Source organism: Burkholderia sp. 3C (genome assembly GCF_054589155.1).
In genome coordinates this window covers 132,314-145,355 of the sequence record NZ_BAAILN010000096.1, presented here as the reverse complement: position 1 = coordinate 145,355, position 13,042 = coordinate 132,314, and the positions used below count along the sequence as shown (strand labels likewise).

Below are 13,042 nucleotides of genomic sequence, written 5' to 3'. Positions count from 1 at the left end.
CCGCTTTGCGGCAGCCCTTGCCGGCCACCCCGGTCAGACGAACTTCGGCAGGCGCACACGGAACGTCGCGCCTTGCGCCGGCCCGTCGCTCTCGGCGACGATCTCGCCGCCCTGCCGGTCCATCAGATTGCGCGCCAGCCACAGGCCGAGGCCCAGCCCGGCAACGCGGCCGCCGCCGTCGACGGTGGATTGCTGGAAGCGCTCGAATACGCGCTCGTGCATGCCGGCCTCGATCCCGCGGCCGGTGTCGCTCACCACCAACTCCACCTGATCGCCCACGTACGCGATCGACACCTCGATGGTGCCTTCCTGCGTGAACTTCACGGCATTGGTCAGCAGGTTCCAGACGATCTGCTTCATGCGGTGTTCGTCGGCCATCACGGTGGCCGGCATCAGGCGGTCGGCGAGCAGCGTCAGCCCCTTCGCCTCGATCATCACCCGCATGTCCTCGATCACGATACCGGCCAGCGCACCGAGATCGACCGGGCGCGGGAACACCGACAGCTTGCCGGTCACGATCGCGCCGCTGTCGAGCAGGTCGTCCACCATGTGCGCGAGCTGGCGGCCGTTGCGGTTGATCACCTCGCCCGCGCGCGCCACCAGCGACGGCTCGGGCGAGCGCCGCATCAGTTCGCACCAGGTCAGGATCGCATTGAGCGGCGAGCGCAACTCGTGGCTGACCGTCGTGATGAAGTGATCCATCGCGGTGGCCATGCGTTCGCTTTCCTCGCGCGCGCGCTTCTCGGCCGCCGCCGTGGCCTGGCTTTCGAGTTCGGCCTGCTTGCGGTCGGTGATATCGAGCGTGAAACCGAGCACCGAACTGAGCACGCCGTTGCCGTGATAACGGGCCACGCCGCGCACGAGAATCCAGCGCGGCGCGCCGACCCGCCAGCCCACCCGGAAATCCACCTCGAACTGGCCGTGCGCGTCGAACGCCTGCGTCATCGCCGCGTGCAGGCGGGCGCGGTCGTCGGGATGGACGATCTCGTCGAACCAGCGATCGCGCGTGAGCGCCTCGTCCAGCGCCACACCGAGATTGGTGCGGCACTGGTCCGTGCATTCGATGCGGCCGGTCAGCGGCTCCAGCTCCCACGCGCCGACCTGCGAGAACGCCATCGCGATCTCGAGCCGTTCCTGGTGCTCGCGCAACTGGGCGCGCGCCTCGTCGGCCACCACCTGGCGCAACTGCGCCTGCGAGCGCAGCTTGGCGCGCTCGCGCTGATCGCGCTCGTACTCGGCCACGTGATCGGTGGCCTCGCTGACGAGCACCGCCATCGCGCCGGTCAGCACCGAATCGGCCGATACCAGCGGCGTGGTCTTGATGCGCCAGTAGCGCGGCACCTGCGCCGGCTCGCCGCCTTCGGACGGCATCGGCATCTCGTAGCGGAACACCGGCGACCATGACGATTCGCGACCCGGCGGCGCCTGCAGGGCGTCGTCGAGCCATTCGCGACGCGCCTCGCGCTGCGCGGCCGTGCCGAACTGGTTGATATCGTGGATGTGCAGGCCAACCACCGCGTCGAGCGACACGCCGAGCAACTCCAGATAGCGGCGGTTCGCCAGCACCACCTCGTGCCGCGCGTTGACGATCAGATAGGCTTCGGGCAGGCAATCGAAGGCGGCGGCCGCCGCGCTCAGGGCGGCGATGCCATGTGAAGGGCCGAGGGCGTCGGCGCGGAAATCGTTCATGGTCGTGCAGCCCGCCTCACGCCGCCACGGTGGCTACGCGATGCGCACCGGCCAGGCCCACCAGGCGATCGAACGCATCGCTCGCGCCGCGGCACGCATCGGCGATCTGGGCCGGCGTCGCCACTTCCGCGGCCAGGCTGCGCACGAACGCCTTCCAGCGCGCCGACAAGCCGTGGCGGCCGGTCGCGAGGAAGCCGAGCGGATGCGGCGCGAGCCGCTCGTGCAGGCGCTGGTACAGCACCGCGCCGCCCATCTGCGAACCCTCGATCACATAGCTGACGCCCCAGCGGTAGGCGCTGCTCGCGCCGGCCGGCCACCACGGCGCAACCGCGGCCGGGCCGGGCGGCACGGCGTGGTGCGGCGCGGCGGCCAGATCGGCGTCGATCAGCGCGACGCGGCTCACGGGCGGCAAGGCCGCCGGATGCGCGGCGGCGCCGTCGCCGCACGCGGCGAGCCACGGTTCGAGCGGCGCGAGCCAGGCGCGCAACACCAGCAGATGCGCGAGGTAGTCGCGCAGGTCGGCCGATTGCGCCGACAGCGGCATCAGGTGGTGGAGTTGTTCGTGCTGCTCGCCGGTCGCGTCGCGCAAGCCGGCCAGCACGGGGGGGATGGCGGAAGCGGCGGAACCGGCGGAACCGGCGGAAGCGGACGATGCGGAAGCACGACCGGCGGCTGACAGCGCGCGAGCGGTATCGGCGGCAGGCGCTGCCGCGCTCCCGGCCATGGCGGGGGACGGCGATGCTGCGGCGGCATCGGCCAATCGGGATTCGTCCGGCATCGGAATCGGTTCCTCGGTTGAACTCCGCCGCGAGCGGCATGAAACGCGGCGGATGAATCGGTCAGCGCACCTGGCGCGGCGCGCCGCCGACACCAGCGCGACTATCTCACGCTCATGCCGGCGGCGCACGTTTTAATCACCTGCGAAGCTCGCCCTTTGGCGGCGGCTCAACCTGCCCCATCCTCGCCGAGACGCCGCTTGATCATCGCGTGCAGCGTGTCGAACGCCAACGGCTTGCGCGCGTAGTCGATCGTCGGATTGTGGGCCAGCGGGAAATCGAGCGCCGCGCTGCAGAAGATCACCGGGATCGCCTGCCAGCGCGGATCGCCCGCCAGCGCCGCGCACAGTTCGACGCCCGACATCACCGGCATCATGTAATCGGTGACGATCAGATCCGGCACGGTTTCGCGGATGCGGTCGAGCGCGATCGCACCGTTCGACGCCGTGACGACCGCGTAGCCGCATTGCTCCAGCAGCAGACGCCACACGGTCAGCATGTCGAACTCGTCGTCCACGACCAGGATGGTTTTCATCGCCGGCTAGCCATCCGTCATCGGCCGGTGCAGCATGGTCGTCAACCCTTGCGACGACAGCAGGCCCGACGCGCCGATCGCGTTCGGCGTGACGTCGAGGCCATCGGAGGTAATGATCAGTTCGCGCAGCGAGGTGTCGTGCGCGCTCTCGCGCTGCTTGACCACCGACACCATGCGGCGCAGGCGGCCGTCGGCCTCCACGTAGCGCAGCAGGATCAGGTTCTCGGTCAGCGCCGACAGCCGCATGCCCTTGCCGTGCGCCGGGTCCGCATAGAGCGGCAGTTCCTCGGTCAGCAGCGTGGTGATGCCCGAATCGCGCAGCGCGTGCGTGAACGCGTTCAGGAACAACCCGAAGCGCGCGGGCCGCAGCGCCGAATCGCGGAAGCCTTCCATGCCGTCGATCACGAGCCGATCCGCGCCCGAGCTGCGGATCAGATCGAGCGTGGTGGCGGCCAGTTCGTCCACTTCGAGTTCGACGGCCGGCTGCCACTGCATGATCAGCCGCCCGTCCGCGAAGCCCTCGCGCAGCCGGATGCCGACCGTTTCGGCCTTGCCCACCAGCCGCTGCGGCGATTCGTAGAAGCCCAGGTACACCACCTTCTCGCCGCGTTCGACGCCGGCCTGCAGGAACTGCAGCGCGAGCAGCGTCTTGCCGACGCCGGCCGGGCCGATCAGCGTGGTGGTCGAGCCGCGCACGAAGCCGCCGCCGAGCAGGTGATCGAGGTGTGGCAGGCCGGTGCCGAGCCGCTGGCTCAGGTCGCGTTCGTCCTCGAGATTCGCGTAGCGCGCCTCCAGGCGCGGATACATCGCGTGGCCGCGGCCGGTGATGCGGAAGAAATGCTTGCCGAGCATGTGATTGCGCGCGCGCATCTTGTGCACTTCGATCTCGCGCGCGCGGCGCATGCCGTCGCTGTAGCGGTTCAGTTCGATCAGGCCGTCCACCAGCGTGTGTTCGGGGTGCGGCTCGTTGCCGGACAGCGGCGCGAGCAGCAGCGTGGTGCAGCCCATGGCCGCCACCAGCGCGTTGAGCTCGTGGATGAACTTCGACAGCGACAGCTCGGTTTCGCTGAATTCGCGCGCGCTGCGGAAGCCGTCGATGATCAGCAGGCCCGGGCGGTAATGCGTGAGGCTGGACGCGATCAGCTTCAGGAAGCCGTCGAGGCCGTCCTTCATCAGCTCGTGATAGCCCGACACGAACATCATCTGCTGGGCGACGGCGGCCGGGTCGAAGAATTCGAGCCCGTTCAGGTGGCCGAGCAGCTTGTCGTGCGATTCGGCGATCAGCGTCATGTAGAGCACGCGCTCGCCGCGCTTGACGCGGTGGAAACCGATCTGGCTCGACAGGATGGTCTTGCCCGCGCCGGCCATGCCTTCGATCAGGTAAAGGCCGCCACGCACCAGGCCGCCGCCGAGGATCTCGTCGAGCCCCGGCACGCCCGTCTCCACGTTCTCGGGCAGCCCCATGCCGCGCGGTGCGAGCGCCCCGGACGGCGTGCTCGATTGTGGGTCGGGCGCCGGATGTTGCGGCTCGGATTCGTCCTGGATCATGTTCAGTCGTTCAGATGTCGATGGCAGTCCCGGCGGGCCGGGCACATGCGCGCCCGATGATGGCGGCGGCGTTTGAGTCCCGCGATTCTAACGTGCGCGGTGCGGGCCGCTCGTCTTTAATCGCAGCAAAAGCCGCGCCCGGCGGCAACCGGGCGGGGGGACGTCGGGGTGGACGCAGGCGCTGGGCGGGTTGGCGGTGGGCAGTTCGGCGCTGGTGCTCGGTGCTCGGTGCTCGGCTTTCGGCTTTCGGCTTTCGGTGCTCAGTGCTTAACCCTCGACGGTTCGCCGCTCGACCGCCCGCCACCACGCCCAGCCAAAGCCGGCACGATGGCCGGCACGACGCTCAGGCCGCCAGGCCCGTCATCAGGACGGATGCGACGGGCCGGTGGCTGACCATCTTGTTCCAGACCGGCGACGGCATCGCGTCGATCACCGTCGTGGCCACCACGCGCGCGGCGTCGATCGTCGGTTCGAGCACGCGGCGCAGGCCGCGGCCCGTTTCGATATCGGACACGGTGTAGCGCGGATGGCCGTCCGGCGCGAACAGCGGCGAGCGGTGGACCGCCCAGGTGCGGCCGCGGCATTCGAACGGCATGCCCACCGTTTCCAGCCAGCCGCCGTTCAGCGCGATATGGAATACCACGCCCTCGATCCGGCGCGGGGCGTCCGGTCGGGGGTACATCATCGATTTTGCGTTCATGGGGAACCTCGATTCGTCAAACCTGGATGTCTCGCCCACCGCTCGGCGGCGCGATTTTTTTCAATGCAATTGCAGAATTCGGTCTGTCACACGGGCCCGCCGGGATCGGCGAGCGCCCGGTGAACACGTAGTGGTGCAGCTCGGCCTGCGCGTCGAGATAGCGCTGCGACGGCAGCGTGGCGAGCCGCGCGTCGAACGCCGTCATCAGGCGCTCCAGCTCGCGGCGCTCGTCGTCGCGCAGCAACTCGGCCGCGCCGCCGCGCAGGCGGAGGTAGCACTGTTCGAGCGCGCGTTCCGCGCGGCGGTACGGCGCGGCTTCGTCGTCGATCTCGCACGCATCCCACCCATCGCCCGCCTCGTCGGCCTGCCGCGCGGCGGCCCGCGCCGCGCGCCCTGCTGCCGGCGAACGCAGCAGATAGGCGATCTGCACCGTGCTCAACAGCAGCGCCAGTTGCTCGGGCGCGGCTTGCGCGCCGCGCAGCGAGGCCAGCGCGAGGTGATGGCGCAGGCGCACGCGGCGCAAGGCTTCGGCCGGCAACGGCAGCAATTGCGAGCGGTTCAGCGGGCGTCGCTTCATGGCGGCTTCCGCGCTCAGGCCGCCGCGCGCAGAGCCGGCGTCACCGCCAGCGCCGCGATGCGCTCGGCAAGCGCGATCACCTCGTTGGCCGCGCCGGTCTCGAACGGCGTCAGGCGCAGCTTGTCGGCCTGCAACTCGCGGATCGCCACCAGCCCGTGCACGTTCACGTAGGCCGCCACCACCGCCCATATCTCGGTGTCCACCCAGGCGCTGGCCGGCAGGTTCAGGCCGATCCGGCCCGCCGCCACCAGCGCGCGGTAATCGCGGTCCTCGCGCAGCGGCGCGACCGACAGCGGCAGGTTCAATTCGAAGCCGGCGCGCGTAAGCGCCGTGAGGACGTCGTGGGCGGACTGCGTGGCAATCATCGGGAATCCTGTGAAGGGGCAGGCTCTGGGTGCGCGCTTCGGGCGCGCCAACAATTCGGGAAGCGGCACGCGGGCACCCGGCCCACCGTGCCGCCGCATTCACGCTCAGGCCGGCGGCCGCACGGTCAGGAAGCACCAGCCGAAGTAGCAACCGGTTACCCCGCCCGTGACCAGCAGCGTGGCCAGCGTCCACGACACCACCGACGACGCGAACCAGGCCTCGTAAGCGCCCCACGCAGACAGCACGTACAGCAGCGCCGCATACACCACCGCCCGCATCAGGCGGAACACCGTCTGGGTGCGACGCAGCGCGCCTTCCAGCGGGCTGCGCACAGCCACCCGGAGGGCATCCCACATCGACCAGCACACCATCGCGAACAGCCCGACGGCAATCAACCTCACTAACAGTGCTTCGTTCATTGGTCTCTTCCTTTTTGTAGAAATTACACCTCGGCTCGGTGCCGTAGTAATTCGGCACGCCGCCTCGCGACGACAAACGCCCGGCCCACAAGGTTTAGCGGGCGATTGGAGCTCGATGGGCGATACCTAAGGGCAAGAAACGGGCCAGCTTGAAACAGGGCGGGAGGACAGCAGAATGTCGAGGTGATTTCGGACAGACGTGCTTTTTTACGAACCGCGCAAACAAGGGAAAAACGAGCCAGGGAATCGCACTCAAACGCGAGCCGAAATCGACCCGGGCCGGCCACACGCGCCATCGCCCCCGATCGTTCGCGCCCCATGAAAAACTGCTTGCGCCGCCCTGGCCGCATCTCATATGATGCACGTCATATTACGATCATCATATGAACCCAGCGATGAAACCGTCTGCCGCCCGTACCCGCAAGGAAGCCACCCGCGAACGCATCCTCGATGTCGGCAGCCGCGCCGTGCGGCGCGCCGGGTTCCACGGCGTGGGCATCGCCGACGTGATGAAGGAAGCCGGCCTCACGCACGGCGGCTTCTATGCGCACTTCGCCTCGCGCGACGCGCTGCTGTGCGCCGCGCTCGACCAGGCGGCCGGCGACAGCATCGCCGTCATGGAGGCGCAGGCGGCGCGGCTGGTGGCGGCGGGCGTCGATCCGTTCCGCGCGATGATCGAAACCTATCTGTACGACGGCGTGATCGCCGACCGCGAGCAAGGCTGCGCGGTGGCGGCGCTGTCCTCGGAGATGCCGATCCAGTCCGAGGCCGTGGTCGGCGCCTCGCGGCAGGTCGTGCAATATCTCCACCGCCACGTGCAACGGGCGCTGCCGGACGGCCTCGCCGCCGACGCCGCCTGGGCCATCGTCAGCACGCTGCTCGGCGCGCTGCAACTGGCTCGCACGCTCGGCGACAACGACGCCGGCCGCGCCGTGCTGAGCGCCGCCAAGCAGGAACTGCTGCACCGCTACGCCCCCGCCTGATTCCGTTTTCCGCGCCGGCCGACGACGATCACGGCCGGCGCCCGGGTTCGCCCAAAAATATGATGATCGTCATATCAACACGACGCGCTCGGCGCGAAAGGATGCTTCTCATGAAACTCGAAGGTGCGGTGGTTTTCATTACGGGCGCGAATCGCGGCCTCGGCCTCGAACTCGCGAAACAGGCGCTGGCACGCGGCGCGAAGAAGGTCTACGCGGCGGCGCGCGACCCGTCGACGGTGACGCTGCCCGGCGTGACGCCGATCCGGCTCGACGTGACCGACGCCGCGCAGGCCGAGGCGGCCGCGCGCGAGTGCGGCGACGTCACGGTGCTGATCAACAACGCGGGGATCGGCCGGATCGGCAGCCTGCTGTCGGACGAAGGCCCGGCCGTGCTGCACGAGCAACTGAACACCAACCTGATCGGCATGCTGAACGTAACGCGCGCGTTCGCCGGCATTCTCGGGCGCAACGGCGGCGGCGCGCTGCTGAACATGCTGTCGATCCTGAGCTGGGCCAATACGCCGATGATCGCGGGCTACGGCGTCAGCAAGGCGGCCGCATGGGCGCTGACCAACGGCCTGCGCCACGAGCTGCGCGCGCAGGGCACGCTGGTGACGGGCTTCCACGCCGGCTATATCGATACCGACATGATTCGCGCGTTCGACGTGCCGAAGGCGCGCCCGGAGGACGTGATCCGCGTGGCGCTCGATGCGGTGGAAGCGGGCGAAGAGGAAGTGCTGGTGGACGAGCCGACGCGGCAGGTCAAGGCCGCGCTGTCGGGCGGGGTCTACCTGAAGGACGTGCTCGCCGGTTGAAGCTTGGCGATGGCGGGCGGCGCCACCCGATTGCCGCCCCGCCCGCCACGCATCGACGTTTCATTGACGTTTTCTTCACACCGGCCGCGCCATCATGCGCGCCGGGTCATCGAACCCCGCTCACGCCTCGTAGCCCACCTCGGCCACCAGCATGTAGCCCGCGTTGCGCACGGTGCGGATCAGCGTGGCCTGGCGGGCGTTGTCGTTGAGGGTCTGGCGCAGCCGGCTCACGCACACGTCGATCGAGCGATCGAGCGGCGTGAGGCCCTTGTCGAACACGCGGTCGAGCAGGAATTCGCGCGACAGCGGCCGGTTCGGATGGTCGAGCAGCGTGCGCAGCGTGCGGTAGTCGGAGCCGCCCAGCGACACCACCAGGCCGTCCGGCGCGAGCAGTTGCTTCATGCGCGTGTCGAGCCGCCAGCCGGCGAAGCGAATCCAGGCGCTGGCGTCGGCCGTACGCTCGCCCGGCATGGCGCGCGTGCGGCGCAGCACCACCTTGATCTTGGCGACCAGCTCGCGCGGATCGAACGGCTTGGGCAGGTAGTCGTCGGCGCCCATTTCGAGGCCGAGAATCCGGTCGAGCAGGCCGCCCCGCGCGGACAGGATGATGATCGGCACGCCGTGTTCGCGGCGCAGGTCGCGCGTGATGTCGAGGCCGTCCTCGCCGTCGAGCATCAGGTCGAGCACGATCAGGTCGATCGCGGTGCGCCGCAGGATTTGCTTCATCTGCGTGCCGTCGCTGGCTACCTGCACCTGGTAGCCCATTTCGCGCAGGTAATCCTGCAGCAATTGCCGGATATGGGGGTCGTCGTCAACGACCAGGATGTGATCCATCGTCATGTCTGGGGAAAGCGCGAGGGTCGCGCCAACGCAATCCATTACAAAAAGGCATGGCGCCAACACATCGCCATTACAAGCCGCCCTTAGAGTCTCGCGCTGTAAATAGAAATCGTTCGTGTTTCGGAATATAGCACGCCGTTTTGGCCGGTTTCACTGCTTGCAGCGAAACCGGCCAGGCCATTCCACGACACCGGACTTCTTGCGCCGCGACCCGCATCGGCCGGCGCCCGACCCTCGCTGTTCCTTTCCGACGACAGACATTCATGAAGCAGACGACCCTCGCCGTCGCCGCCTGTGCGGCCCTGATCACCTGCACGGCGCACGCCCAGAGCAGCGTGTCGCTGTACGGCATCATCGACGCCGGGCTCGTGTACACGAGCAACGCGGGCGGCAACAAGCAGTTCCAGGCGGCCAGCGGCTCGGTGACGGGCAGCCACTGGGGCTTCGCCGGGCGCGAGGACCTGGGCGGGGGCACCTCGGCGGTGTTCACGCTGGAGAACGGCTTCAGCGTGATGAACGGCTCGCTGCGCCAGGGCGGGCGGCTGTTCGGCTTTCAATCGTGGGCGGGCCTCGCGAACCGCGATCTCGGCACGCTGACGTTCGGCCGCCAGTACGACGCGTTGGTCGACTACCTCGCGCCACTGAGCTTCACGGGCCATCACCCGGGCGGCAACAACCTGTCGGCGCACCCGTACGACAACGACAACCTGAACAACTCGTTCCGCGTGAACAACGCCGTCAAGTACGCCAGCCCCGATTTCCACGGCCTGACGTTCGGCACGCTCTACGCGTTCTCGAACGAGGCCGGCGGCTTCAGCGACAACCGCGTCTACAGCGCGGGCGCCGCGTATCACACCGGCCCGCTGACGGTGGCGGCCGGCTATCTGCAGGCCAACAACGGCGGCAGCGCCAATACCAACGGCGCGATCACGCTGACCGAGCGCACCTTCGTGGCGGCGCTGCAGCGCACCTACGGCGCGGGCGTCAATTATCGGCTCGGCCAGGCGCTGCTTGGCTTCGTCTGGACCCGCACGCAACTGGGCGGCCTCGCCACCATCAACGGCGCGAACGGCCTGAGCCTCGCGCAGAACGGCCAGGGCGCGAGCTTCAGCAACTACGAAGTCAATGCACGCTATCTGTTGACGCCTGCGTTCAGCCTGAATGGTGAGTACACCTACACGCAGGGTGCGATCTCGAACGCGACGGGCGGGCATCGTCCGCACTGGCACGAGGTGTCGATGCAGGCCGATTACCTGCTGTCGAAGACGACCGATCTGTATGCGCAGGTCAGTTACGAGCGGATCGCGCCGGATGGTTCGGGGTTGGGGGCCGATGTCAGCGGGCAGACGCCGTCTACTACCAATCAGCAGACGGTGGTGGGGATCGGGATGCGTCATAAGTTCTGACGTTCTGACGGTGGTGTGCGGAGCGTGTGGTTGCGCCTCGCTTGGTTGTTTGCGGTTGGCGGTTGGCGCTTGGCGCTTGGCGCTTGGCGCTTGGCGCTTGGCGCTGGGCGCTGGGCGCTGGGCGCTGGGCGCTGGGCGCTGGGCGCTGGGCGCTGGGCGCTGGGCGCTGGGCGCTGGGCCGCTCAAGCACCCAGGTGCTTGAGCGTTCAGCCCTTCAAACCGCCGCGCCGTCGGCCACGCGGAACCACGACACGGCCGCGTGCAGGCTCTCGCTCTGCCGCTCCAGCGAAGCCGAGGTGGCCGACGCCGTTTCCACCAACGCTGCGTTGTGGGCGGTGCTGGCCTCCATCTGCACCACCGACGCGTTGACCAGCTCGATGCCAGACGATTGCTCGCGTGACGCCAGGCTGATGTCGGCCATGATCGCGTTGACGCTGCGCACCGCCTGCAGGATTTCGTCCATGGTCGCGCCGGCGCGCATCACCAGCGCGCTGCCCTCGTCGACATTGGTGGACGACGCCACGATCAATTCCTTGATCTCCTTGGCCGCCGACGCCGAGCGCTGCGCCAGCATGCGCACTTCCGACGCCACCACCGCGAAGCCGCGCCCCTGATCGCCCGCGCGCGCCGCCTCGACGGCCGCGTTCAGCGCCAGGATATTGGTCTGGAAGGCGATGGACTCGATCACGCCGACGATGCCGACGATACGCGTCGAGCTGTCCGAGATCGAATCCATAGTGCGGATCACCTGCTTCACCACTTCGCCGCCGCGCGACGCGATGTCGGATGCGCGCGTCGCCAGTTCGCTGGCGTCGTGGGCGTTGTCGGCGTTCTGGCGGACCGTCGCCGTCAGTTGCTCCATGCTGGCCGCCGCCTGCTGCAACGACGAAGCCTGCTCGCCCGCGCGCGACGACAGATCGCGGTTGCCGCCTGCGATGTCGCGCGCGTCGAGCCGGATCGCATCGGTGCCCGCGCGCACCTCGCCCACCACCCCGGCCACGCGCTGGCGCATCGCGTCGAGCGCGGTCAGCAGGCGATCCATCTCGTTGCCACGGCCGGTGTCGATGCGCCCGGTCAGGTCGCCCGCCGCGATCTTCGCGAAATGCCCCACCGCCGCATCGATCGGTCGCACGATCGCGCGCGTCAGCCCCCGATGCGCGACGAATCCCGCCACCAGCGCCACCACCCCGGCGATGCCGAACGCCGTCAGCGCCATGCCGAAGCGGCTTGCCGCCTGCTCGTAGCGCGCGCGCTGGCGGTCGACCTGGAGCGCCTCCAGCGCCGTCAGCGCCTGCTGGTATTCGTCGAACCACGCCGAAGGCATGTCGCGCTGGGTACCGAGGAAATCGACCAGGTTGTCGCTGTCGAGCTGCTTCAGCCCCTTCTCGAAGGCTTGCGACAACAGCCGATCGCGCTTGGCGAGCAGCGTGTCGAGCAGGGCCTTTTCGGCCGCGTCGGGCTGATGCAGCGCGCGGTAGGCGGCCAGCTCGCGGTTGCTGTCGTCGAGCAGCGCATGCAGGCGGTGGATGTCGTCGGCGGCCGGCTTGCCCGCGCTGATGATCTGTTCGACGTTGCCGAGGCCGACGCGCATCATCAGCATCCGTTCCGAGCTGGTCTTCAGATGCACCACCGAGGCGGTGTCGTCGCGGTACATCGCGTCGAGGGCGCCGTTGCTTTTGACGAGCGAGAACGCCGCAGCCGCGATTACCAGCATCAGCAGCGCGGTACAGCCGGCAATCGTGGCGGCGAGCCCGCCGCGGATCGTGAGGGTTCGAAACATGGTCGGCCAGGAAAGGCGCAGGCGCGGCGTGGCACGCACCGCCTGCGGGAATCGAAGGAAACGATGGCCCGGGCATCGCGCGCGGGAGCCGGCATGCGGACGCCGCATGCCTCATTGCGTGCTAACGGATGCGGGGATTTTTGACTTTTGCCGGGATGCGACGGGGATTGGTGGAATTGCGACGGGGGGTGGGGGAATGTGTGGCTGGTGATACCACGGTTGCGCGACTGTGGCATGAAGTCGCCGCGGCTACCTTGAGGGTAGTAGACGATGCCGGACTACGTCGTTGCCGGACGGCTGCTGCTCCCGGCCATGAAGCAGCCTTCGCCGGATGCAACGATCAGGCAGTCGCAAGACAATTTCACTCAGTAAGCGGTCACTCTCCGAAACGGCCTTGCCCCTACTCTGTTTTGGCGCACGGACGTCCTCGGGCGCCATGCCGATGGCATCTAGAACTCTTATTACGATTTCTTGAATTTTCGTTTCGATGGCTCTCAGTCAGGCTTTGGTATCTCAAATTACAAATGGTCCGAAAATGGCTTCGCAGGTCAACGATGCGTAATTTCAGATCGTTTCTTCGACGAAATACGCGGGAATGGCTGCCATCG

General features: G+C 68.2%; 13 protein-coding genes. 3 read left to right on the top strand and 10 right to left on the bottom strand.

Annotated elements, in window-relative coordinates:
• Nucleotides 1–33: 33 nt before the first annotated feature.
• From ACYP33_RS20340 to ACYP33_RS20305, 8 genes are all read right to left on the bottom strand, one after another.
• The gene (locus tag ACYP33_RS20340) at nucleotides 34–1,689 is read right to left on the bottom strand and encodes a PAS domain-containing sensor histidine kinase (RefSeq protein WP_459623632.1); all 1,656 of its coding nucleotides are present in this window, start codon (nucleotides 1,687–1,689) and stop codon (nucleotides 34–36) included.
• A gap of 16 nt (nucleotides 1,690–1,705) precedes the next feature.
• On the bottom strand, nucleotides 1,706–2,290 hold the full coding sequence (locus ACYP33_RS20335; protein WP_459623630.1) for a biliverdin-producing heme oxygenase: 585 nt from the start codon (nucleotides 2,288–2,290) through the stop codon (nucleotides 1,706–1,708).
• Nucleotides 2,291–2,634: 344 nt separating this feature from the next.
• Nucleotides 2,635–3,000, bottom strand: a complete 366-nt coding sequence (locus ACYP33_RS20330; RefSeq protein ID WP_414440133.1) for a response regulator — start codon at nucleotides 2,998–3,000, stop codon at nucleotides 2,635–2,637.
• Nucleotides 3,001–3,006: 6 nt separating this feature from the next.
• On the bottom strand, nucleotides 3,007–4,548 hold the full coding sequence (locus tag ACYP33_RS20325; RefSeq protein ID WP_414449072.1) for an RAD55 family ATPase: 1,542 nt from the start codon (nucleotides 4,546–4,548) through the stop codon (nucleotides 3,007–3,009).
• A 343-nt stretch (nucleotides 4,549–4,891) separates the two neighbouring features.
• Nucleotides 4,892–5,248, bottom strand: coding sequence for a hypothetical protein (locus ACYP33_RS20320; protein WP_459623628.1), 357 nt, complete (start codon nucleotides 5,246–5,248; stop codon nucleotides 4,892–4,894).
• Between the two features lie 16 nt (nucleotides 5,249–5,264).
• Nucleotides 5,265–5,825 (bottom strand): hypothetical protein, encoded by a 561-nt coding sequence (locus ACYP33_RS20315; protein WP_459623626.1) that lies wholly within the window; start codon nucleotides 5,823–5,825, stop codon nucleotides 5,265–5,267.
• A gap of 14 nt (nucleotides 5,826–5,839) precedes the next feature.
• On the bottom strand, nucleotides 5,840–6,190 hold the full coding sequence (locus ACYP33_RS20310; RefSeq protein ID WP_459623625.1) for a hypothetical protein: 351 nt from the start codon (nucleotides 6,188–6,190) through the stop codon (nucleotides 5,840–5,842).
• A gap of 105 nt (nucleotides 6,191–6,295) precedes the next feature.
• Nucleotides 6,296–6,610 carry a hypothetical protein gene (locus ACYP33_RS20305; RefSeq protein ID WP_414440138.1) on the bottom strand — a complete coding sequence of 105 codons (315 nt, stop codon included), beginning with the start codon at nucleotides 6,608–6,610 and terminating at the stop codon, nucleotides 6,296–6,298.
• Between the two features lie 395 nt (nucleotides 6,611–7,005).
• On the opposite strand from ACYP33_RS20305, the gene ACYP33_RS20300 reads away from it, so the two are divergent.
• Together ACYP33_RS20300 and ACYP33_RS20295 are read left to right on the top strand one after the other, a co-directional pair.
• Nucleotides 7,006–7,593, top strand: a complete 588-nt coding sequence (locus tag ACYP33_RS20300; RefSeq protein ID WP_414440139.1) for a TetR/AcrR family transcriptional regulator — start codon at nucleotides 7,006–7,008, stop codon at nucleotides 7,591–7,593.
• 110 nt (nucleotides 7,594–7,703) lie between these two features.
• A complete protein-coding gene (locus ACYP33_RS20295; RefSeq protein ID WP_414449068.1) occupies nucleotides 7,704–8,408 on the top strand; it encodes an SDR family oxidoreductase in 705 nt (234 codons plus the stop codon).
• A 120-nt stretch (nucleotides 8,409–8,528) separates the two neighbouring features.
• Here ACYP33_RS20295 and ACYP33_RS20290 read toward each other — a convergent pair whose 3' ends face one another.
• On the bottom strand, nucleotides 8,529–9,242 hold the full coding sequence (locus ACYP33_RS20290) for a response regulator (protein ID WP_414449067.1): 714 nt from the start codon (nucleotides 9,240–9,242) through the stop codon (nucleotides 8,529–8,531).
• 269 nt (nucleotides 9,243–9,511) lie between these two features.
• Between ACYP33_RS20290 and ACYP33_RS20285 the strand changes: the two genes are divergently transcribed.
• Nucleotides 9,512–10,654: a porin gene (locus tag ACYP33_RS20285; RefSeq protein WP_414440142.1), complete on the top strand. Its 1,143-nt coding sequence runs from the start codon at nucleotides 9,512–9,514 to the stop codon at nucleotides 10,652–10,654.
• Nucleotides 10,655–10,868: 214 nt separating this feature from the next.
• Here the strand turns inward: ACYP33_RS20285 and ACYP33_RS20280 are convergent, their stop codons facing one another.
• Nucleotides 10,869–12,434 carry a methyl-accepting chemotaxis protein gene (locus ACYP33_RS20280; protein WP_459623621.1) on the bottom strand — a complete coding sequence of 522 codons (1,566 nt, stop codon included), beginning with the start codon at nucleotides 12,432–12,434 and terminating at the stop codon, nucleotides 10,869–10,871.
• Nucleotides 12,435–13,042 lie beyond the last annotated feature (608 nt).

Excerpts from the sequence above, each read along its gene's own strand:
- ACYP33_RS20340 (WP_459623632.1), bottom strand. The coding sequence starts at position 1,689 with ATGAACGATTTCCGCGCCGACGCCCTCGGCCCTTCACATGGCATCGCC.
- ACYP33_RS20330 (WP_414440133.1), bottom strand. The coding sequence starts at position 3,000 with ATGAAAACCATCCTGGTCGTGGACGACGAGTTCGACATGCTGACCGTG.
- ACYP33_RS20305 (WP_414440138.1), bottom strand. The coding sequence starts at position 6,610 with ATGAACGAAGCACTGTTAGTGAGGTTGATTGCCGTCGGGCTGTTCGCG.
- ACYP33_RS20280 (WP_459623621.1), bottom strand. The coding sequence starts at position 12,434 with ATGTTTCGAACCCTCACGATCCGCGGCGGGCTCGCCGCCACGATTGCC.
- ACYP33_RS20320 (WP_459623628.1), bottom strand. The coding sequence starts at position 5,248 with ATGAACGCAAAATCGATGATGTACCCCCGACCGGACGCCCCGCGCCGG.
- ACYP33_RS20300 (WP_414440139.1), top strand. The coding sequence starts at position 7,006 with ATGAAACCGTCTGCCGCCCGTACCCGCAAGGAAGCCACCCGCGAACGC.
- ACYP33_RS20295 (WP_414449068.1), top strand. The coding sequence starts at position 7,704 with ATGAAACTCGAAGGTGCGGTGGTTTTCATTACGGGCGCGAATCGCGGC.
- ACYP33_RS20290 (WP_414449067.1), bottom strand. The coding sequence starts at position 9,242 with ATGGATCACATCCTGGTCGTTGACGACGACCCCCATATCCGGCAATTG.
- ACYP33_RS20310 (WP_459623625.1), bottom strand. The coding sequence starts at position 6,190 with ATGATTGCCACGCAGTCCGCCCACGACGTCCTCACGGCGCTTACGCGC.
- ACYP33_RS20325 (WP_414449072.1), bottom strand. The coding sequence starts at position 4,548 with ATGATCCAGGACGAATCCGAGCCGCAACATCCGGCGCCCGACCCACAA.
- ACYP33_RS20315 (WP_459623626.1), bottom strand. The coding sequence starts at position 5,825 with ATGAAGCGACGCCCGCTGAACCGCTCGCAATTGCTGCCGTTGCCGGCC.
- ACYP33_RS20285 (WP_414440142.1), top strand. The coding sequence starts at position 9,512 with ATGAAGCAGACGACCCTCGCCGTCGCCGCCTGTGCGGCCCTGATCACC.